At 44.2% G+C, this 21,890-nt stretch carries 17 protein-coding genes and 3 tRNA genes; 11 read left to right on the top strand and 9 right to left on the bottom strand.

Annotated features, from left to right (window positions below; translation table 11 throughout):
• Positions 1–20: 20 nt before the first annotated feature.
• The 6 genes from MTBPR1_RS00810 to MTBPR1_RS00785 all read right to left on the bottom strand — a co-directional run bounded on the left by MTBPR1_RS00810 (position 21) and on the right by MTBPR1_RS00785 (position 7,090).
• Positions 21–542, bottom strand: coding sequence for an HAD family hydrolase (locus tag MTBPR1_RS00810; RefSeq protein ID WP_126464936.1), 522 nt, complete (start codon positions 540–542; stop codon positions 21–23).
• A gap of 71 nt (positions 543–613) precedes the next feature.
• A complete protein-coding gene (locus MTBPR1_RS00805; protein WP_069185649.1) occupies positions 614–1,135 on the bottom strand; it encodes an AAA family ATPase in 522 nt (173 codons plus the stop codon).
• Positions 1,136–1,219: 84 nt separating this feature from the next.
• On the bottom strand, positions 1,220–3,856 hold the full coding sequence (locus MTBPR1_RS00800) for a valine--tRNA ligase (RefSeq protein ID WP_069185648.1): 2,637 nt from the start codon (positions 3,854–3,856) through the stop codon (positions 1,220–1,222).
• A gap of 106 nt (positions 3,857–3,962) precedes the next feature.
• Positions 3,963–4,721, bottom strand: a complete 759-nt coding sequence (locus tag MTBPR1_RS00795) for a DUF2497 domain-containing protein (RefSeq protein WP_069185647.1) — start codon at positions 4,719–4,721, stop codon at positions 3,963–3,965.
• Between the two features lie 75 nt (positions 4,722–4,796).
• A complete protein-coding gene (locus MTBPR1_RS00790) occupies positions 4,797–6,194 on the bottom strand; it encodes a TolC family outer membrane protein (RefSeq protein ID WP_069185646.1) in 1,398 nt (465 codons plus the stop codon).
• A 242-nt stretch (positions 6,195–6,436) separates the two neighbouring features.
• Positions 6,437–7,090 (bottom strand): protein-L-isoaspartate O-methyltransferase family protein, encoded by a 654-nt coding sequence (locus MTBPR1_RS00785; protein ID WP_069185645.1) that lies wholly within the window; start codon positions 7,088–7,090, stop codon positions 6,437–6,439.
• 264 nt (positions 7,091–7,354) lie between these two features.
• Between MTBPR1_RS00785 and MTBPR1_RS00780 the strand changes: the two genes are divergently transcribed.
• From MTBPR1_RS00780 to MTBPR1_RS00750, 7 genes are all read left to right on the top strand, one after another.
• Positions 7,355–7,428, top strand: a tRNA-Cys gene (locus tag MTBPR1_RS00780).
• Between the two features lie 12 nt (positions 7,429–7,440).
• Positions 7,441–7,516 (top strand) — tRNA-Asn (locus MTBPR1_RS00775).
• 44 nt (positions 7,517–7,560) lie between these two features.
• Positions 7,561–7,636 (top strand) — tRNA-Asn (locus MTBPR1_RS00770).
• Between the two features lie 237 nt (positions 7,637–7,873).
• Positions 7,874–8,338: a helix-turn-helix domain-containing protein gene (locus MTBPR1_RS00765; RefSeq protein WP_069185644.1), complete on the top strand. Its 465-nt coding sequence runs from the start codon at positions 7,874–7,876 to the stop codon at positions 8,336–8,338.
• Between the two features lie 250 nt (positions 8,339–8,588).
• Positions 8,589–9,320 (top strand): Crp/Fnr family transcriptional regulator, encoded by a 732-nt coding sequence (locus MTBPR1_RS00760; protein ID WP_069185643.1) that lies wholly within the window; start codon positions 8,589–8,591, stop codon positions 9,318–9,320.
• A 112-nt stretch (positions 9,321–9,432) separates the two neighbouring features.
• A complete protein-coding gene (locus tag MTBPR1_RS00755) occupies positions 9,433–12,090 on the top strand; it encodes a bifunctional acetate--CoA ligase family protein/GNAT family N-acetyltransferase (protein ID WP_069186051.1) in 2,658 nt (885 codons plus the stop codon).
• Positions 12,091–12,216: 126 nt separating this feature from the next.
• The gene (locus MTBPR1_RS00750) at positions 12,217–13,536 is read left to right on the top strand and encodes a TolC family outer membrane protein (protein ID WP_165602585.1); all 1,320 of its coding nucleotides are present in this window, start codon (positions 12,217–12,219) and stop codon (positions 13,534–13,536) included.
• Between the two features lie 101 nt (positions 13,537–13,637).
• On the opposite strand, the gene MTBPR1_RS00745 is transcribed toward MTBPR1_RS00750, so the two are convergent.
• On the bottom strand, positions 13,638–15,884 hold the full coding sequence (locus tag MTBPR1_RS00745; protein ID WP_069185641.1) for a CHASE2 domain-containing protein: 2,247 nt from the start codon (positions 15,882–15,884) through the stop codon (positions 13,638–13,640).
• A 255-nt stretch (positions 15,885–16,139) separates the two neighbouring features.
• Here MTBPR1_RS00745 and MTBPR1_RS00740 point away from each other — a divergent pair, with 255 nt between their 5' ends.
• From MTBPR1_RS00740 to MTBPR1_RS00725, 4 genes are all read left to right on the top strand, one after another.
• Positions 16,140–17,873 (top strand): peptidase domain-containing ABC transporter, encoded by a 1,734-nt coding sequence (locus tag MTBPR1_RS00740; RefSeq protein ID WP_240492835.1) that lies wholly within the window; start codon positions 16,140–16,142, stop codon positions 17,871–17,873.
• Positions 17,870–19,159, top strand: a complete 1,290-nt coding sequence (locus MTBPR1_RS00735) for an HlyD family type I secretion periplasmic adaptor subunit (RefSeq protein ID WP_069185639.1) — start codon at positions 17,870–17,872, stop codon at positions 19,157–19,159. Before MTBPR1_RS00740 ends, MTBPR1_RS00735 begins: the two co-directional genes overlap by 4 nt.
• 111 nt (positions 19,160–19,270) lie before the next feature.
• Positions 19,271–20,071 (top strand): motility protein A, encoded by an 801-nt coding sequence (locus MTBPR1_RS00730; RefSeq protein WP_069185638.1) that lies wholly within the window; start codon positions 19,271–19,273, stop codon positions 20,069–20,071.
• A gap of 17 nt (positions 20,072–20,088) precedes the next feature.
• Positions 20,089–20,871, top strand: a complete 783-nt coding sequence (locus MTBPR1_RS00725) for an OmpA/MotB family protein (RefSeq protein ID WP_069185637.1) — start codon at positions 20,089–20,091, stop codon at positions 20,869–20,871.
• A 24-nt stretch (positions 20,872–20,895) separates the two neighbouring features.
• Here the strand turns inward: MTBPR1_RS00725 and MTBPR1_RS00720 are convergent, their stop codons facing one another.
• Both MTBPR1_RS00720 and MTBPR1_RS00715 read right to left on the bottom strand, forming a co-directional pair.
• Positions 20,896–21,297: a hypothetical protein gene (locus MTBPR1_RS00720; RefSeq protein ID WP_126464932.1), complete on the bottom strand. Its 402-nt coding sequence runs from the start codon at positions 21,295–21,297 to the stop codon at positions 20,896–20,898.
• Positions 21,298–21,312: 15 nt separating this feature from the next.
• Entirely contained in the window at positions 21,313–21,774 is a 462-nt protein-coding gene (locus MTBPR1_RS00715; protein ID WP_069185635.1) for a hypothetical protein, read from the bottom strand.
• Positions 21,775–21,890: the final 116 nt, after the last annotated feature.

The following is a 21,890-nucleotide window of genomic DNA, read 5'->3' as shown; positions in this document are numbered from 1 at the left end:
TGTTTGGCTTTTGAAAAGTTTTATACGCTAAATGAAATAAAGTCCGGCTCAATTCCCATGGCCTGTGTTTTGTCTTGGCGATCCGAAATAACCAACAAGGTTGTTAGTTGATGGGATTGCCCAAGCGTGACTTCACTGACCAAATCACTACAGACCATTAAAATTCGGCGTTGTGAGGCCAAAGGAAAACGCTCTGCAAGCTTTGCCAAATCCCCCCGTTGCAGGATGCGCTCTTGGGCAAATGAAAGCCCGTGTGAATTCATTTTATCTGTAAGCTCTTGGCGAGAGTAACGATCATCAACTGTAAAAACCGCAAGTTTCTTTCCCATTTGGCGTAATTGAGGGACAAGAACGGCACCGGCTGGAAGTGTAAGGCCTTCTTTTATTAAGGTGTTTTCTACGCTGAAAAGAACCACATCGAATTTATCAACGATATCCATAAGACCATTTATTTTTAACGTGTCTTCCTGATACCAATTAAACAAACTATTCGTTGGCCCCATATCAACATATTGGGGACCAAACTCCGATTCAAACGCCATATAAGCCTCCATCTACTCAAGCAGACTACTTAAGTGGGGTGCAAATATGTAATTTCAAATATTTTTTTCAATTATTTTTTATTTGGCAGTGAGGGAACAGCACGCCCCATGGCTGCCACGGTTTTTTCCAGATCTTTGGCTTTACCCTTAAGCTCTTTTTCCATTTGTTTAATTTGACGATCTAGCGAGATGGCATTGTTATAGGCACGTTCGCGCTTTCTGGCTTGGGCTTTTTTCCACATTTTGCGTGTCATCCACTCACCTGCATGAGCAATCACAATGATACCCGCAATAAGGCAAATCATACCGGCAAGCATATAATCAATTTTACCAAAGGCCGCAGCCACACCCCAAAAACCAATGGTTGCGATGGTTGAACCTAAGATAAAGAGCATACGGCGTGTGACCTGGTTCTCATCATATTGTGTTTTTTGGTAGTCTTTCATCGCATTGGCGATTTCTGCTCGTGCGAGCTGTTGCCACTTATTAAAGTTCATCCCTTTAAAAGGTTCACGTTTTTCACGGATGAACATTTCTAAGCGCTTAACAATATATTCAGCGCGTTCCTCAGGAGTTGGTTCGTGTTTGCCCATTATTTTGATCTTTTATTATAGACGAAAAAAGCCCCACCATTATGGTGAGGCTTCAATCATAAATTATAATTCACAAAAAATGTGTTAAAGCGCAGAAACTAAACGCTCCAATGCGGCTTTAAATTTATCATTTTTCTCGGTCAGTTCCGTCACTTTCGTGCGCTCAGTCGCCACAACTTCAGCTGGGGCATTGCTGACAAACTTCTCGTTTGAAAGTTTCTTTTCTTTACCACCGATGATCTTATCAAGATTTGCGATTTCTTTTTCAAGACGGGCTTTTTCTGCAGCCACATCCATATGATCAACCACATTGATAAAGACAGTAGATTCGCCAACAACTTCTTGAACACAGCCTTGAGCTACAGCTTGATCAACCAGCTCAACACTTTCAAGGCGTGCCATGCGCAAGACTAATTCCATATTGCGCTCAAGACGCTCAGCTGTTTTTGCCGTTGCACCTTCAAGGAAGACGTTGAGCTTAACACTGCCCGGTACATTAAGTTCTGAGCGTGTAGAGCGAATGGTCGAAATCAATTGAACAAGCCAATCCATCTCTTCGTTAGCATCTTGGTCATCCAAGACTTTTTCAGGCCAAGACGCACTGATCAACTGCATGGCGCGCTCATCCGCCATAGATTCCCAGAGCTCTTCAGTGATGTAAGGCATAGTTGGGTGCAAGATATGTAAGATTTGATCAAAGACCCAAGCTGTTGTTGCTTTAGTCTCTTCAATCGCTGCTTCATCAGAACCATTCAAGATCGGTTTTGTGAACTCAAGATACCAGTCACAGAAGGTACCCCATGCAAAGCCATAAATGGAATTTGCAGATTCGTTAAAGCGGTAATCATCAATATGACGCCCCACTTCAGCAGCAACCTCACCCACACGGCCAACGATCCAGCGGTTTACAGGGTTTTTAACGGCTGAGGGGTCAAAACCTTCAACAGGCTTACATCCATTCATTTGGCAAAAACGTGCCGCATTCCAAAGCTTGGTTGCAAAGTTGCGATATCCTTCAACACGACTTGTCGCAAGTTTAATGTCACGCCCCTGTGCAGCCATAGCAGTCAGGGTAAAGCGCATGGCATCAGCGCCATATTCATCAATCATTGCGAGGGGATCAATGACGTTGCCTTTGGATTTTGACATTTTGGCACCTTGCTCATCACGAACAAGGGCATGGATGTAGATATCTTTAAACGGTACTTCACCCATAAAGTGAATACCCATCATCATCATGCGCGCAACCCAGAAGAAGATAATGTCAAAACCAGTGACCAACACGTCTGTTGTATAATAGTTTTCAAGTTCCGGCGTTTTTTCAGGCCAGCCCAATGTGGAAAAAGGCCAAAGCGCTGATGAGAACCACGTATCAAGCACGTCAGTTTCACGTATTAGCTTAACACCCTCGCCTGCTGCGGCTTGGGCTTCTTCTTCAGTCATCTCAACATAGACATTGCCATTTTCATCAAACCAAGCCGGGATTTGATGGCCCCACCAGATTTGGCGCGAAATACACCATGGCTGAATGTTACGCATCCATTCATAATATGTATTTTCCCATTGCTTGGGTACAAAGCGGGTCTTGCCTGTTTCAACAGCTTCAAGTGCAGGTTTCGCAAGTACGTCAGCTTTTACAAACCACTGGTCTGTCAACCATGGCTCAATCACCACGCCAGAGCGATCACCATAAGGCACAGTCATGGGGTTATCTTCAATCTTCACCAAAAGACCGAGTTCTTCCATTTCAGCAACGATCTTTTTGCGCGCCTCAAAACGTTCCATACCTTGGTATTTTTCAGGCACGTTTTCGTTTAGGTTGGCGTTGATATCAAGAACGTTGATGATTTCAAGATTGCAGCGTTTACCAACTTCATAATCGTTAAAGTCATGACCCGGTGTAATTTTTACCGCACCTGAACCTTTTTCAGGATCAGCATATTCATCAGCAACAATTGGAATCGGACGATTAACGATAGGCAGAATGACGTTTTTGCCAATCAGGTCTTTATAACGCTCATCATCAGGATGAACCGCAACCCCCGTATCACCCAACATGGTTTCTGGACGTGTTGTCCCCACCATGATGAATTTACCCTCTTCACCTTCAATCGGGTAATTGAAATACCACATGTGACCGTTGGTCTCACGTTGTTCAACTTCCAGATCAGAAATAGCAGTGTGAAGTTTCGGGTCCCAGTTAACGAGCTTTTTATCACGATAGATCAGGTCTTCTTTATAAAGCTGTACGAACACTTTGCGCACAGCCTCAGAAAGGCCCTCATCCATTGTAAAACGTTCTTTAGCCCAATCAGCCGAAGCCCCAAGGCGACGAAGCTGGTTTACAATCGTGCCACCGGATTCTTCTTTCCATTCCCAGATTTTATCAATGAACTTATCACGACCTAAATCATGACGCGTAATACCGTCAGCTTCTAGGCGGCGCTCAACAACCATTTGTGTTGCGATACCCGCATGGTCCGTTCCCGGCTGCCATAAGGCATCTTTGCCCTTCATTCGGTTATAACGAACAAGGATATCCTGCAGAGTAAAGGTGAGCGCGTGGCCCATGTGCAGGCTGCCTGTCACATTTGGTGGAGGCATCATGATGGTGTAAGGGTCTTTGCCCGTTTCATGATTTGCAGCAAATGCGTTGTTATCTTCCCAAAGCTTATAGTGTTTTGCTTCTACAGCACCGGGATTAAATGTCTTGTCCAACATGGGTGACAGGCCTTCTATAGGTAATGGATATTTAATGCATTTAATAAACGCCAAAACGCCCGAGGACAACCCCGGGCGTTTAGCTTTTTAGTGATTATCGTGCTTTTTAGTCTTCAAGACGTTCTGCACGGTTAATCATGATATCGATTTCTTTCTTCACAAGACGTTCGATCAAGTATGGAAGGTTTCTATCCAGCCACTCTTTGAGAAGTGGGCGCAACATTTCACGTGTTAGACCTTCCAATGTAATATCGCGTGTACCCACGGCAACATCACGTTGATCAAGAATGGCTTTTGCCAACTCAGAAAGAACATCTGTAGAGGCATCTGCTGTTGGTGGCGATACGATTCGATCCGCCACAGCAGAAGCTGTTACAGGTGCTGGTTCATAAACCGGCTCAGGCTCTTCATCGATCATCATATCTGATGTGAGATCAAGAATATCATCATCGATATCAAGTTCTTCGATAATTGGCTCAGGCTCGGGTTCTTCCAATTCAATAATCGGTTCTGGCTCAGGTTCTGGTTCCGGCTCGGGTTCTGGCTCCGGCTCAGGTTCTGGCTCCGGCTCAGGTTCTGGCTCCGGCTCAGGTTCTGGTTCTGGCTCAGGTTCTGGTTCTGGTTCCGGCTCAGGTTCTGGCTCAGGTTCTGGTTCAGGCTCTGGTTCCGGCTCAGGTTCTGGCTCCGGCTCAGGTTCTGGCTCCGGCATAGGCTCGGGTTCCGGCTCTGGCTCAGGAGCAGGTTCTTCAGCTGCAGCAGCGGCTTCTTCTTCTTCGTCTTCAGAGAGAATACGTCGAATGGAAGCTAGAATATCTTCCATTGACGGTTCTGCGCCGTCTTCTGCTTCTGTATTTTCGTCACTCATATCTAAAACACCCGATATTCATGTGTATAAAAAATAAAAATGCAATTCTTACCTTTATACACTGCCTCACCTTAATTAATTGTTATCTACTTTTTCTAGCTCGTCAATATCACCAACTGAAGAGGTCCCGATCCAAGCATCGCGAACTTCATCATAGTGAACATTTGGATCATAAATACCCGTATCCAAACCAAGCTTTTCTGCTGTCAAACCACCAATTGCCCGCTTTAACTCATAAGCGGCAACCAACTGGTCACGCTCTGCACGTACCAAACTTACTTTTGCATCAAGCAATTCCTGTTCGGCATCCAGCACATCAAGAACAGTGCGCGAGCCAACGGCGGCTTCACGTTGAACCCCATCAAGCGCAACTTCAGCAGCACGAATTTGTGAAAGGAATGACTGAATACGTGCTTTGGCGGCAACATATTCTTCCCAACCACTATGCCCGCTTTCAATAGCGTCACGTCGTGCCTGCTCCATATCCATACGTTTTTCAGCAGCTGTTTGTTTTGCCTCACGTACTTGAGAGTAAACAGTACCTTTTTGATAAAACGGAACAGAAAGAGTTAAACCGATTTTTGCCGTATCTGAACGCCCGCCAATGCTTGAGGCTTCCAATGAGGTTTCAGAGGAGGCGACAAGATTAAGCTCTGGAAGGAGTTTACCTGCCATTTCATCAATATTTTCAATGGCTGCTTCTTCATCGTAAACAGAAGCTAGAAATTCTGGATTATTTTTCTTTGCCGCAGCAATCGTTTCATCAACAGAAGTTGGAAGATTACTCGGCACCGATGGTGTTGCAACCGCTGTTGGCATTTCACCAACGAGACTATAATAGTTTGCCCGCGACGATTCGAGGTCCGCTTCTGACTGAATACGGTCTGCGGTTGATTTGGCATAGCGCGCTTCTGCTTGGCTTACATCTGTGCGTGTAAGCTCACCAACTTCAAAACGATCTTTTGTCGCTTCAAGCTGGCGCAATAAAACGGCTTCGTTATTTTTATTAAGTTCAAGTACAGCGAGATCACGCACAACATTTGAATAAGCTGTGACAGTATTAAGTAAAATCCCCTGTTCTTCCTCAATCAAGCGCCAGCGTTCAGCTTTAATTGTGGCCTCTGCTTCATCAACTGCGGACAGGGTTTGGAAACCACGAAAGAGTGGCTGGGTCACAGAAAATGTACTCGCTAGTGGCGTGAGAACCTGTCGACGATCATCACCAAGACGAGAGTTATTTTCATTGATTGAGCGATAGGCAGAACCTGTCCATGTTACATTTGGTCGCCAGTTTGCAAGAGCTTGAGAAACGCCTTCATCACTTGCACGCACACTAGCACGCTCCGCATTTAAACTTGGATTATTGAGATAAGCCTTAATGAGAGCTTCTTCCAGCGTATCGGCATGCGCAGGCACACCAAAGGCCATTGCCCCCAGAGCCACACCAAGCAGAAAGTTTTTTCTCAATTTCATTTTATTTCTCATATCACTCACACAGATTTTGCACAGTCTAAACATCTGCTACACGAAACGCAAAGGATTCAGACACTTGTAAACTAATGTTTTTTAACAGGAATTCCTAAACGTTTTATTTACATTCAAAACTGTTGTGAAAAAAGTGAACTAAATCACAATGAAGACATATATTTCTTAAATAAAAAAACGCCTTGTCACCACTGCGTACAAAGGCGTTTTTATTTCTTAATATCAAAACCTTAGAAGGAAAAACCTTTTTCAACTCCAAAGCCTGGAAGTGGTGCAACACCGGCTTCCATAACATCACGTTTGGAGAAAATTTCGTCATTTCGTGTGTAAACACTGATTGTTGACATTGTTGCTTTACCAGAGGTTACAACAACCAAACGCCCGCCATCAGCAAGTTGATTCTTAATAGAATCTGGCAATTCCTCAATCGAACCGTTAAAGAGAATCACATTATAAGGGGCTTGTTTTGCAACACCATCCTTAAGGTTCCCTGTCACGACAACGGCGTTATCAATCCCCTGTTCGTTTAATGTCTCAGTTGCTGTTTTAGCCAGCTCCTCATCACATTCAAGGGCAACAACGGTACTCACGATTTTTGCAAGCACTGCGGTTGAGTAACCAGAGTTACAACCGATATCAAGAACGATATCATCCTCGCCTAACTCAGCAGCCTCCAACATGCGTCCCATCACCATGGGCTCAAGCAAAAAGCGGCCTTTGGCAACTTCAACAGCATCGTCAATATAGGCGACACCTTTCTTTGTATTTGGAACAAAAGCCTCGCGTGGGATTTCACCCATTGCATCCAGAACCAGTGGATCAGTAACCCGGTTGGTTTTGATTTGACCTTCGATCATATTAAAACGTGAAAGTGCGTAATCCATAATGACACCGTGAAAAAGTGTTAAATCAATAAACTCATTGATATCTGTAACATTTAGTTCCGTGCTTATATTACAAAAATCATCAGCATTTTATAATCCCCTATTATCGTTGTGACAATGGTAGAGACCAATTTTATGGTAAGTTTTTTGATCTCAATGATAAAAAAATGAAAAAAAATGAAAAAACCCATTGACCGCAAAGTGCCATGGGACTAGTTTCCGGTCCGCCGATGGTTACAACCTCAGCCTTGGACAAAGTGTTTAGGCGCGGTGGTAGAGTGGTTATGCAGCGGATTGCAAATCCGTGAACAGCGGTTCGAATCCGCTTCGCGCCTCCACCTTTGCACTAATCCGCCTTAGTTCAGTTGGTAGAACGGTGGACTGTTAATCCATATGTCGCTGGTTCGAGCCCAGCAGGCGGAGCCAATATCTTGGTTGTGGGTTGTAACTTTTCGGTGATCTGGTTCTGATCCGCCTTAGTTCAGTTGGTAGAACGGTGGACTGTTAATCCATATGTCGCTGGTTCGAGCCCAGCAGGCGGAGCCAATTTAAAAACACTCCTATCTAAGATAGGGGTGTTTTTTATTGCCTATTCTTTAAAATCAATAAGTTAAACCAAGTACACATAATTAATTGCACACAAAACCACTTGTGATTGCGTTTTATGCAAGACAAGTGGATATAAGATCGCTATAATACAACCGAAATATAAAAACTGAACATTTACTATCTAAATGTATCAGGCCAAAAACTTAAAAACCGAGAATCATAGGAACTATTTTTATGGTAAAGACTGCGACAAAAGAAATTCTTCCGGGCACACGTGGTAGCGATACACCGCACCCTGTTGATGTACATGTCGGCCAACGTGTTAAATTACGCCGCACCCTCATGGGGATGACCCAAGGCAAACTTGGCGAGAGCATTGGCCTAACCTTCCAACAAATCCAAAAATATGAGCGTGGTGCTAACCGTGTGAGCGCAAGTAAATTATGGCAACTCAGCAATGTTCTGGATGTGCCAATATCTTTCTTCTTTGAAGATATGCCAGAAAGTGTGCGCGATTCTTTCCCTGGTTATGAAGGTCAAACAGCAGAAAGCGACATTCCAGAGGAGCATCTCACGCTTCATCGTCGCCAGACGCTTGAACTTGTCAGAACATTTTCACGCTTGCAAGACCCGGTTATTCGCAAACGTGTCATTGATGTTGTACGCGCCATTGCAGAAAGCGAAACTGTAAACGGCTAATCAATTCATTGATTTTAAACAATAAAAAACGGTGGCACTATCCACCGTTTTTTTGTTTATAGGCTTGATAGTTGGTCACCTCTCCCGCTATCACTCAACGGCAATAAGTTAGAGATCGAACAAATATCATTAATTTTTTGTTCCATTTAGATCATTTGACTGTAAGATGTTTTGAATCATTATAAAAGAACCACTATAATCAACTAGCTAATGTGTTGATTTTAATAGATATGGATTTCATTTGAATAAAATGGGAATTGAAGGCAAACCTATATCCGTCACCAAATGCGGTACCTGCGGCGGTGGTAAAGAGGATTCCTCTTTATGTGGGCTTGCGCGCTCAGGTCTTAATTCTGACAATCTCCAACGCTCCCATCGAACTTATGATGTGGGGCAGAATATCTATTTCGAAGGTGATAATTGTGATGGCGTCTATTGCCTAAAGGCTGGGCTCATTGCTATTCGTAAAACCGATGTGAACGGAAACTCTGCTGTTGTTCGCCTTGTGCAACCCGGTGAAGCTTTCGGTCATCGTTCATTCCTTGCCAATGAAAAGCATGCCGGATCGGCTGAAGTTCTCGTAAAATCAAAGCTTTGCTTTATCCCAAAAGCAAATTTGGATACGATTTTAGCATCCTCACCTGACGTTGCCGTGCGTTTCACAAGACGCGTTGCGCGCGACTTGCGCGAAATTGAAGAACTCTATCTTTTAACCACGACACAGCCTGTGAGAAAACGACTCGCACATCTTCTGCTTAATCTGCGTACAAGATATGCTGATGAAGATGACGGCACAGATGAGACCATCTTAGAACTGCCTCTTTCACGCCAAGAACTGGCGGCTGCAATTGGTACACGGCCTGAAACAATCGCGCGTACCATCAAAAAACTTGAAGAAGACAAACTTGCTTTCTTTAAAGGAAGAATGGTTACAATACCAAGCACGGCCTTGCTTCAAGAAGATTTCGAATCCGACGATTAAGGCTTTTTTGAAAAGTCGATTACCCTCTTGCTTTTAGCGTTAATTAGAGTACGTTCACATTCATTATGTGCAGCGCAATATTCTTTGCCAACCTAATAGGGGAATGGGTTATATGAGCATCCGTAATCTTCAAAAAATGTTTTCACCCTCATCTATTTGTATTTTCGGTGCAAATAATGAAGAGAAAAACAGCGGTCAGATCGTCATTCAAAACCTAATATCCAGTGGCTTTAAAGGTCCGATCATGCCGATCAGTGATAAGGATCGCGCCATTGCAGGCATCTTAAGTTATAAAACTTTTGATGATCTTCCCTTATTGCCCGACCTTGTTATTTTTTGCGGCCCCAGTAATCCATCTGAAGAGACGCTAAACCAACTCGGCGATAAAGGTCTTAAAGCCCTTATTCTTATGGGTCATTGTGGCGAAAACCTATGTGCTCAAACCATTAAAAAACTCAGCCAAACCCATGGCATGCGAATTCTAGGTCCAAACAGTATGGGGGCAATGATCCCGGGCAAGAACTTCAATGCGAGTACAATGCACCTTCCCGTTAAGGCAGGGAAAATCGCCTACATATCGCAATCCTCTTCCATGTCTAGCACCGTTCTTGATTGGGCAAATGCCCATGGGGTCGGTTTTTCTCATTTCATTTCTTTGGGCAATTGTTCTGATGTTGATTACGGAGATATCATTGATTATCTCGGCAGTGATCCCTTCACACGTGCAATCCTGATCTATATGGAATCGATCAATGAGCGACGTAATTTTATGTCTGCCGCGCGTGCATCTGCACGTAACAAACCAATTTTGGTGATGAAGACAGGAAAACATGAAGCCGTCTCGGTCATGACCCAATCCCATACAGGGGCCATGGCAGGCAGTGACCTTGTTTATGACGCAGCCTTTAAACGCGCAGGAATGTTACGTGTGAACAGCATTGCTGAGCTTTTTGCAGGGGCCAATACACTTTCAAGCATACGGCCCTTTAACGGTAAAAGACTCGCCATCGTGTCAAATGGCGGTGGGCTCAATATTATTGCCAGTGACCATTTATTAGATCAGGGTGGCCAATTAGCAGAATTATCTGATGATACGATCGCTACGCTACAAAAAGCATTCTCCAATAATCAAATCACGAATCCTGTTGACCTTGGTCTGAACTGCACGGGGGAGGATTATGCAAAAGCCTATGAAATTTTAAAAAGCAGCAAAGAAGTCGACTGTATTTTATTTCAACATTCCCCAAATACTTACAGTGACACAACACAATGCGCACAAAAACTTGCCGCAGCCCATAAAAGCCTTAAAGGTCAGATATTAACCTGCTGGATGGGTGAGAAAACGATTGAGCAGGCACGCAGATGTTTCGAAGAAAATGCAATCCCCACCTATAGCTCACCGCGCATGGCAATCACTGCTTTCATGCATATCGTGCACTATAAGGAAAACCAAGTCACCTTGATGGAAACGCCAGAGCGCGTTCCCGCAGAAATAAAACCTGCTCGCAAAACCGTTCGCTCTATCATCGATGCGGCACTCAAACGGGGTGAAAGTTGGCTAAAAGAATCTGATGCAAAACAAATTCTCAGCGCCTATGGCATTGAAACTGTTGAAACCCATATTGTCCATTGTGCTGATGAGGCAGAAAGAACAGCAGAAGAAATCGGCTTTCCTGTTGTCGTAAAAGTTATGTCTGCTGACATTATTCATAAATCAGACGTTCAAGGTGTGATGTTAAACCTCACCTCTCCCCAGGCTGTCAGCAGTGCCATAGAAGACATCACCCAAAGGACACACACATTTAAACCAGATGCGGTTATTGATGGTTTTATTGTTCAAAAGATGGTTCATCTCCCCCATGCCCATGAACTCATTGCAGGCATGACAAACGATCCTGTTTTTGGCCCTGTTATCTTATTTGGTGAAGGCGGTACAGCAACAGAAGTGATTGCAGACCATGCCATTGCCCTACCCCCCTTAAATATGGGGTTGGCGAAAGACCTGATTTCACGCACAAAAATAAGTAAACTGCTTGATGGTTTTCGTGACCATCCTGAAATCAACAAGAATGCCCTTTGCCAACTGCTTATTGAACTCTCAGAAATCTGTATTGATTTCCCTGAAATTCAGGAACTTGATATCAACCCGATCTTTAGCTCAAAAGAGGGTGCCCTAGCAGTTGATACAAGAATGCGCATTCAAAAATGCACTGAAAGCCACCCTAACAGGCGCTTGGCCATTCGCTCCTATCCTGCCTATCTTGAAGAAGAATTTATCCTACGCAATGGACGAAAAACAATCATTCGCCCCATTCGCCCAGAAGACGAACCCGCCCATAATGAATTTATGAGTAAAGTCTCTGCCCAAGATATCCGTTTTCGTTTCTTTGGCTCGGTTCGTGAATTGCCCCATAGTGAAATGGCACGTTTAACCCAGATTGATTATGACCGCGAAATGGCCTTTATCGCTCAAGCCCCCAATGAAGAAGACGGTCAAATGGAGACCCTCGGCGTTGTGCGCACAGGCACAGACCCCAATAATGAGGAAGCTGAATATGCGATTCTTGTACGCTCAGACCTTAAGGGGCAAAAACTGGGCTGGAAACTCCTAAACAAGATGATCGAATATACAAGAACGCGCGGCACAACCTATTTTGCAGGACAAATTCTTCGAGAAAACCGCACCATGATTGATATGGTAAAAGCCATGGGGTTTGAAACCCACACGATCATGGATGAAGACATTGTTGAGGTTAAGTTGAAACTATAAAAGTAACGTTTCGCTAAACTTTTACAGCTATAGTTAGGTATTCTTACGCAAAAAGTTTGACGAAATAAGATGTTACAACTAATATCACCAGTTAAGTGCACTAAATTTATATCGGAGGTCGTTCCCTTGCGGACGCGTTATTTCATCAGTACCTGTATGGGTGCTTTGTTGGCTTTTTCAGCCACGACTGATACGCTTGCAGCCAGTCTGGAAACAGAACTGAGCAATATGCTTATTGACCATCCGAAACTTAAGTCTGCACAGGAAAAAACCCAAGCGGCGACTAAAGATATTGATGTTAAGCAAGCAGCCCAACTGCCAACTGTCGCGCTGTCTTCCGATTATGGCTATGAATGGATTACCAACCCAACAGAACGCGCTGTCGGTGATGACAAAAACGATTCATCCATGATGCGTCGCACAGCGGGTGTGACGGTTACACAGAATCTTTTTGATGGTTTTGCTACAGAATCTTCCATTCGTACTGCGCGCTTAAATAAAGAAGAAACCCATTTTCAAGAAAACAATGATCGCCAAACCCTACTTTTAGAAGGTGTTGAGACTTATCTGAACGTCTTAAAACATGCGCGCCGCATTGATTTTGCCAAAGAAAACGAATCAAACATCAAAACACAGATGGAACTGGAAGATGAGCGCGTGCAACGTGGTTCCGGTATCGGTATTGATGTTTTAAATGCTAAATCACGCTTACAGACGGCTAAAGACACCCGCGTTGAATATGAAGGTGATCTGGCAAAAGCTGCTGACCAATATATTCAGGTCTTTGGTCATGCGCCTGACATTGCTGCCATGGTTGACCCCAACCCACCCCTTGACCTCATTCCCGAGACAATGGATGAAGCAATTGAAATTGCCCTAAAAACGAACCCGCAGCTTCTGAAAACTGATGTTTCAGCAGAAATTGCCAGCGAAAACCGCAACACAACACGTGCGCAATATTACCCAACTGTCGATCTTGTAGGTGCAATGAATTACGAAAACGACAAAGGTGCCACAGCGGGAACGCGTCGTGACTACTCTGTTTTAGTTGAGGCTAACTGGGATTTGTTCAGTGGTTTTTCCACCGAATATTCCATGAAAAAAGCCGTATTTGATTATGCTGCTTCAAAAAGCACCTATGAATTTACAGCACGCAAGCAAATTGAAGCCACACGTAAAGCATGGCACAACCTTGAAACAACACGTGAGCGTCTTTCCTTAAAAGAGAACGATGTCATCTTGAAGGAAGAGATTTTCAACGATACGCGTAAACAGCGTGAAAATGGTGCTGAAGGTGTTGACGTGATCAATGTTCTTGATCGCAAAAAAGAAGTGTTTGAAACCAAGATCAAATATGCAGAGCTTTATTACGATACCCGCTATGCCATCTATTCTGTCCTTTTTGCAACAGGTCAACTCACACCTGATATGCTAAATCTCGAATAGACTTTTAAAAGTATAAATCAAAAAAGAGGACCCAATTTTCAGGTCCTCTTTTTTTATGCCTAGAAAAAAGAAACTCCGGCACAAGGACCGGAGTTTTCCTATTATTTACTGGTTGCAACAAACACACCATCCCAGTCATCACCGGGTGGGGTTTGTTCGTAATCTTGCATACGATCTTCATACAGGTCGTAAAGCCCGTGGTGCTCCATTCCAAGATCATCAATCATCTTGTTTGCAACGATGATATCTTCACGAACCTGCGCCCATTCTTGATTGCGATATGCTTTAAGTAATTTCGCATGGAAATCAGCATATTCAATAAAGAGTGGTTTCTGCGCAACCTGATCATCACCAAGAACAGAGAAGATACGCACAGCTTCAGTTTTACCTTTAACCATGATCAAATCGAGCTCAATACAGGCAAGGTCTGTTACATTTTTATAGGTGCTTTCACCAATTACAATGGTCACGCCATAAGTTTTAGACTGCCCTTCAAGACGTGAGGCAAGGTTTACCGCATCCCCGAGTACAGAATAATCAAAACGCGCATCTGACCCCATGTTACCCACACAACAGGTACCTGTATTAAGACCGATACCAATGCGAAGCGGGATATGAGGACGCCCCTCTTCTTCAGCTTCTTTTTCAAGACGCTCGTTAAGGATTTCTAATGAGTCAATCATTTCAAGGGCAGATAAACACCCTTCCCTTTCCTGATTGGGTACATCAAGCGGCGCATTCCAAAAGGCCATGATACAATCGCCCATATACTTATCGATTGTCCCTTGGCGATTCAAAATCACATTGGTCAGCGGGGTGAGGAATTTGTTGATCAGCTTGGTCAAACCTTCTGCATCAAACAGTTCCGAAATGGAAGTAAAGCCACGCACGTCACAGAAGAGCAACGTCATCTCACGGTTTTCACCACCAAGCTTAAGTGTACTTGGGTCTTCTGCCAAACGCTCCACAAGAGCAGGTGACATATAGTGAGAGAAAGCCGAGCGCACTTGCTTTTTCTGTGCTTCTTCTGCGGCATAGCCCATATAGGTTAACTGCACATAAATACCAAGCGTGGATATCATGGCAAACCCGGCATCAAACAGAAGTTTTTTCTCTGCAAACAAATACCAAGAAGCACCACCAGAGCCCCCTGCAATTAACAAGAAGAGCGCCAATGTCCATTTTGCACCGATCATAGGAACAAGAATAATCATCACCAGACCTGCAAATAGGGTAAGCAGGAACTCAGCCCCATTCATATTTGGCGGGCGGCTTAGGAAGGCTTTATCAACAACAGCCTCAATCACGTTGGTATGAACTTCTACTCCGGGCAATGTCCCTTCAACAGGAGTGGACCGAATATCAAGCAGACCAACCGCAGATGTCCCCACGATAATGAGTTTTCCACGGATCATGGCGGGATCAACAACACCACTTAGGACATCGCGCGCTGAAACATATTTAGACTTATCATGCTTAGAAAAATGCGGCCAGACACGGCCCTTTTTATCAGTTGGCAAGATCAAGCCTTTTGCCACACCAACCTGTTGCACCCCTAATGGATCAGATGTCACAAGAATAGTGCGCCGCCCAGTTGCCACACGTAACATTTCAATGGCAAGGCCGGTGTAAATATCCTTTTCAAACTGAAAGAGGGTGGGAACACGGCGCACGATGCCATCTGGTTCTGGAAAGAGAGAGAAAAAACCATGACCCGCCGCAGCCTTTTCAATCACAGGGACATTTCGCACCAGCGAGGGCAAAATAGGAACAAACGCATGTGGTTTTGTTCCCCGAAAGGCGATGGATTTTTTAACTGGGGGGCGATATTCCTGATCTTCAATTTTGCGATCAAAACCAGCTTGGCCCAAAACAACACGGGTTTGTTTAATAATATTGGCAAAATATTTGTCATTACTGGGCAACCCACGAATGGTTTCTTCCAAAACCGGATCAAGGCCACTGACGTTTTCAGCAATCATGTTGGGAGAAAGACGATCAGGCTCGGGAAATGCAATATCGAATGCGACCACCCCAGCCCCCATTTTAAAGAGGTTGGCAACCATATCGCCAATGATGGTACGCGGCCATGGCCATTGCCCGACCTCAGACAAGCTTTCCTCATCAAGGTCAACAATAGTAACTGGTCGCGTTTTCACCTCACGCGGTTGCGCACGTTGATACATATCAAAGGCTTTTACCCGCATAAATTCAACTGGATACGGGTCAATAATCTGAATGACCAACAAGCCGATTAACACAACAAAACCCGTTAAGCGCACTGCAGAGAAGAATTTACGAATTCTTCCGGGTTTCTTTTTATCTTTTTTCTTTTCGTCTTCAGCCACGGTTCTCGTCCCTTTTTCCATGGTCAATATATGTCCATGACACCAGTTAAGCCGTCTCAGGTCAAGAAAACATGGTGATGAATTAAAATTTTCCTACAAAAAACAAACATATACAGTCGTTTTTTGTTTAAAAGTACGTTACGTTTTATAACAAAAGAAAAACAAGAGACGGAATCGCGCATGTTACCTGCAAGCTTTGACTGGCTAAGACCCATTATCAAACCTCTGATGAAAACATTCAGAGAAGTCATGACCATGTCATTTTTTGTGAATATGATGGCTCTTATTGTCCCCGTATTCGTTCTCCAGGTTTATGACCGCGTTGTGTTTAATGCGGGTATTGAAACACTCCAAGGCCTCGTCATTGGGGTTATACTTGTCTTGGTCTTTGACTATATCTTACGCCAGACACGTTCTAAAATCATGCAGCGCGTGGCTTTAAAAATTGATGTGGAAGTTGGGCGTAAACTGTTTAAACAATTTACGTCCGTGCCTTTACAAACCCTTGAAAGCAAACCTGCGGCCTTTTGGCAAACCATGTTTCGTGATGTGGATACCGTTCGCAATACATTAAGCGGCGGTACGGCTATTTTGCTGGTCGATCTCCCTTTCGTCTTTCTCTTTCTCGGCCTTATCCTCCTGCTTGCTCTGCCTATTGCATGGGTCTTTCTGATTATTTTGCCCATGTTCCTGTTTGTTGCGTGGCGCTCAGGTAAAGTGATTAATTCAGCAAGTCAGGAAGAAAAGAAAACAGCTCTCAGCCGCGATGACCTTGTGGCTGGTGTGATTGCGGGGCGTACAACCATTAAAGCCTTGGCAATGGACCGCACGCTAGAAGCCACATGGGAAGACCGCCACGCTGATAATATTGAAAATTCAATCATCCGCGGTGGTAAAGCTGATGCCTATACAAACCTTGGCATGACGCTCACCCTGTTAACCACAATCTCGCTTACCACGGTTGGTGCTATTGCCATTATCAATCAAGAACTCACCATGGGGGCCTTGATTGCAACCAATATGCTATCGGGTCGTTTGCTTGGCCCTATGAACCAACTTGTGGGCTCATGGCGCGCATTTGGTGGGTTTAAACAATCGGTTGAGCGCCTTGGTCAGCTTTTTGAAATGCCGATTGAGCGCCAGGAAAGCTCCGTTGAGATGGGCCGCCCAGAAGGGCATATTTCCCTTGATAAAGTCACCTTTGCCTATAGTGAAGAGTCAGAGCCTGTTGTTGACGGTGTCAGCTTCACCTTAAAGCCCGGTGCCCTGACCGCCCTTGTGGGGCGAAACGGCAGTGGTAAAACCACGTTGGTCAAAATCATTCAAGGTCTCTATACGCCGAGTTCGGGTCGTATTTTGCTTGATAAGGCCGATATCAAACAATTCACCCGTTACGAGCTGGCAAGTTGGATTGGCTACGTCCCCCAAGAATGTGCCCTTTTGCATGGAACGGTCCGTGAAAACCTTGCTTTTTCACGCCCAGAAGCAACCGATGAAGAAATCATTGCTGCATGTGAAGCAACAGGTGTGCATGAAACCATCATTGACCTACCCGAAGGTTACGGCAGTGATATCGGGGAAGCCGGGCGACGCTTATCGGGCGGGCAAAAACAACGGCTCACCATTTCACGCGCCCTTTTGGGGAACCCGCCTGTCTTACTGCTAGATGAACCATCCGGCAGTTTAGACCGTCAAGCCGAAGAAGAGTTACGCGATTTATTGGCTGAACTTTCCCATGATCATACGATCATTCTGGTCACCCATAGCCCGATCCTGTTAGGGGCCTGTGCCAATATGATCGTGATGGATCGTGGTAAAATTGCACTTGCAGGGCCAACCAAAGACGTTCTGCCCAAACTTGCTCAATCAACACAAAATAAAAAAGATCAAGAAACACCTAAAAAACCTGCTGTTCCTTCACAGGCACAAGCACAGCCAAAGCCAACCGCACCTGCCCTCCCCCTTGAAGTGATGGGAGATAAGAAATGACGCGGCTTGATCAACTGGTAAATGAAAACCCGGTTCAAAACTTCAAACCCGTTGCCTATGGCATCATGGTGGCCTTGCTAACCTTTATCATTTGGGGCTTTTTCACCATGCTTGAAGAAGTCTCTGTTGCCATGGGGGAAGTCGTACCACAAGGCAAAGTCAAGGCCATTCAACACCTTGAAGGTGGGATTATGACCGAGGTTTTTGTCAAAGAAGGTGACCTTGTGCGCAAAGACAGCAAGCTTGTTCAACTTGATCTCGGCACAGGTGGCGTTAATAAAGAAGAGTTAGAAGTCCGCCTTGATGGGCTATTGCTCAACCGTGCCAGACTAAATTCTGAAGCCTATGGTAAAGCACTTGAGTTTCCTGATGAAATTGTCCAAGCGCGCCCGGGTATGGCCGCTGCTGCAGAACAATCTTATGCGGTGCGACAGCGTGGCTTAAAAAATAGATTAAATGTTCTCAACGATAAACTACGCCAAAAAGAACTGGCCGTTGAAGAACTGCAAACAAAGCTAAAAAACACAAAAAACGATCTCAGACTCACCAAAAGACGCTTCACCATGTCACGCAATCTATTGAAGGATCGCCTGACATCTAAAATGGATCACCTGAAGCTTGAATCAGAAGTTCAAAAGCTTGAAGGTGAGACAATCACCTTGATGAAATCTGTTCCTAAAGCCAAAGCATCCATGCAGGAAACAGAAAACACGATTAAAGAAGAAATTACGGCCTTTCAAAGTGAGGCTATTGAAGAGTTAGGTACGGTTGAACAATCTATTGCCCAAACTTTTGAACTTCTTTCAAAGGCCACAGACCAAGGTATTCGCGCGCTGATTAAAAGCCCGATTGATGGTGTTGTTAAAAATATGACCTACAACACGGTTGGTAACGTTGTGAGTGCGGGTGAGCCCATTATGGAAATTGTTCCCATTGGTGAAAATCTTGTGATTGAAGCGCGCCTTAATCCCATTGATCGTGGCTATGTAGAAGAAAGTCAGGATGCAACTGTTAAAATCAACACCTATGATTTTGTCAGATATGGCGGGCTTGAAGGCAAAGTAATCCATGTGGCACCTGATTCCACAACCTCACCTGAGGGAGAAACCTACTTTCGCGTTATCGTGCAAACAGACAAAACATATTTAGGTGCAATGGAAGGGCTTTACGAGATCACACCGGGTATGGAAGCCACTGTTGATATTCACACAGGTGAGAAGTCTGTGATGGAATATTTGATTAAACCCGTACTCAAAATGAAGCATGAAGCCTTCAGGGAAAGATAAAATTAGATACTCGTTATGATTCTGTTAGTATTTTTAATGCAAAATAGGGTCTAATAGCTTTATATTAAAGCAACTTGAGCCAACTAGAGTAATAAGGCAGAGGCGTAAAAAATGTCGTTTGCAACGATAATCGGGATCATTGGTGGTATTGGCCTTTTTGTAGGCGCCATCTTATTAAGTACAGATAACTTTCTTATGTTCTTGGATTTACCAAGTTTCATTATGGTTATCGGCGGTACCTTTGCTGCAACCTTTGTATCGTATGAACCACGATACGTCATGTTGGCCTTAAAATTAATCAGCCGCTTGGTTTTTGCCCCTAAAGTTGCTCGTAATATTCTTACAGCTGAAGTAGGGCGTATCATCAAATGGGGCTATACGGTTCAAAAAAATGGTATCCCTGCCCTTGAAGCTGAATCAAAAAAAGCGGCACGCGCGGATCGTTTCATCGGCTTTGGTATGGATATGGTAATCAGTGGCTATACAGGTCAGGAAGTCCGTGAAATTCTGACCAACACCATTGAAACAACATTTGTGCGTAACACCATTCAAGCAAAAATCCTAAAAGACATTGCTGCAACCCTGCCTGCCTTTGGGATGATCGGAACATTGATTGGTCTGATTATCATGCTAGACGGTATGGGTGGTGACCCGGCTGAGCTGGGTGCGGGCCTTGCCGTTGCACTTTTGACAACACTTTATGGTGTGATTTTTGCCCGAATGATTTTTCTGCCAGCAGCAAACAAAATTCAACAACGTGAAGAGATCGTACGTTTTCGCAACTATCTTGTTGCAGAAGGCCTATGCCTTTTGGCAGACCGTAAGAGCCCACGTTTCATTCAAGACCGTATGAATAGCTTCCTTGACCCTGCTATTCACTACAACCTTGATAAAATGATGAAGAACAAGTGATAAGTTGAGGTAATAAAATGCCACCTCCTGCGCCCCAAGAAGAACCAGCTGATGAATCCTGGCTTGCGACTTATGCCGATGCCATTACCCTTTTGATGGCCTTCTTCGTTTTACTTGTTGCAGTTTCAAAAGTCGATATTGCTGCCTTTGAAGATATGGCCGATGGTATTAGTAAAACCGTAAGTAAAAAGAAAGAACGCAAAAGCCCTTTAAAAGAACTTAAAGAAGACACCAAAGAGATTGTCGCAGAAATGACTGACGGCAAGGTACTTCAGATGGGTGTGGATGATAGTGGTATTGTCCTTGAATTTGATAGTTCAACGTTCTTCTTACCCGGCACAGCACAAATTATTGATGCAGCCTACCCTGTTATTGCTGCCGTCTCTGAATTGGTTAACGCCCCACAATATGTGATGTTTAATCTTGATATTGAAGGCCATACAGATGATGACCCAATCAGCACCGCACAATTTCCCTCAAACTGGGAACTTGGTGCCGCACGTGCTGGTGCAGTCCTTCGCTTGATGAATGAAACAGGTACTGAAATTAAGCGCATGCGCGTGCTTTCTTATGCATCAACACGCCCCAAAGCACCAAACAGAACTGAAGACGGTACACCTCTGCCAGAAAACAAGGCGCAAAACCGTCGTGTGGTTATGCGTATCCACCAAAAGCCATTTGAATATTCACCGCCTAAATATGTTCCCGTAACCTCTATTGCGCGCGATGCAGAAGGTGTTGAGCCCACATCACAACAAGAGCAGCCTGCCCCTACACAAGAAGGACAGGCAGCACAATAAACATAATAATGCAGTATAGGTTACTTAAAGACCGCTATGGCGGCAATCTGTACAGCTTACTTCTTCGGGCATGAGAACATGTTGGATTAAATTTTCCACATACTTCTCGGCCCGTTTTTTATTTGTCGACATATCCATTTCGCAGAGCTTTTTAAGCTCGCGCAAAATACAATTTTGAAGACTAATTTTACTAAAGCAAAGCTTATTAAACTCAGAATACGGAGTTACAGACTCAGCCTTTTCCTTACAATGCGTATATGCTGTAGAGATAAGCTTTTCAAGGGCTGCATGTTTGCTCTCTTCCTCATCTTCATAAGCTTTAGTTATGAGGTATTTTGTATAGAGTTCATGCAGGTCCACAAAAGTAGGGTAAAAATTATCAAGATACCCGCAGGTAGCGATTTCTTCATTTGAAATATTCATCATAATAATCATCAAGACTTAATTGGTTAAGTCCAGCACCCTCTCACATGTCTGAGGACACGTTTTATCGTCCTCATAACGCATCTGTTTATGCGTGCAGCAAAAGCGTACACTTTGTACAAGCGACGTATCAGTGATCTCAGTATGTAAATGGGCTTTACGGCCCTTTTCTGCTTCACAGACAACCACTGTTAAAGGTGTGTTTTCTGCAAGGATCGCGACACACGGCATGGCGCGCGTGTCTTTAAAATCGATCAACCCACAAACTGCCGTAATCGGGATATCCTTTTCAATGGATGTTACCCAATATTTCTTCACACGTTTTGCAATTGCAGCACGTCCAACATTAACAGCTGGTTCATCCTGCCTTGAAACGACGACTTCATCTTCAAACAGTTCTTCTAGGTAATCGATATCATATTCATTAAATGCGGTTACATAATCATTCGTAACTGCTTTACATCTTGCTCTATTTGCCATTCTACCCGCCTATGAGACACTTCTTGTCCCACTCTTTAAAACCTCACTACTCGTAGTTGCTTCTTTGTTATAATTTTTATGAGCACATTCTACCAATTCAGAAAGCCTCTAAAAAC

The sequence above is a fragment of the Candidatus Terasakiella magnetica genome (assembly GCF_900093605.1).
Lineage (GTDB): Bacteria > Pseudomonadota > Alphaproteobacteria > Rhodospirillales > Terasakiellaceae > Terasakiella > Terasakiella magnetica.
Note: the sequence above shows the minus strand (reverse complement) of the source record. Positions and strands in the feature narration are given on the sequence as shown.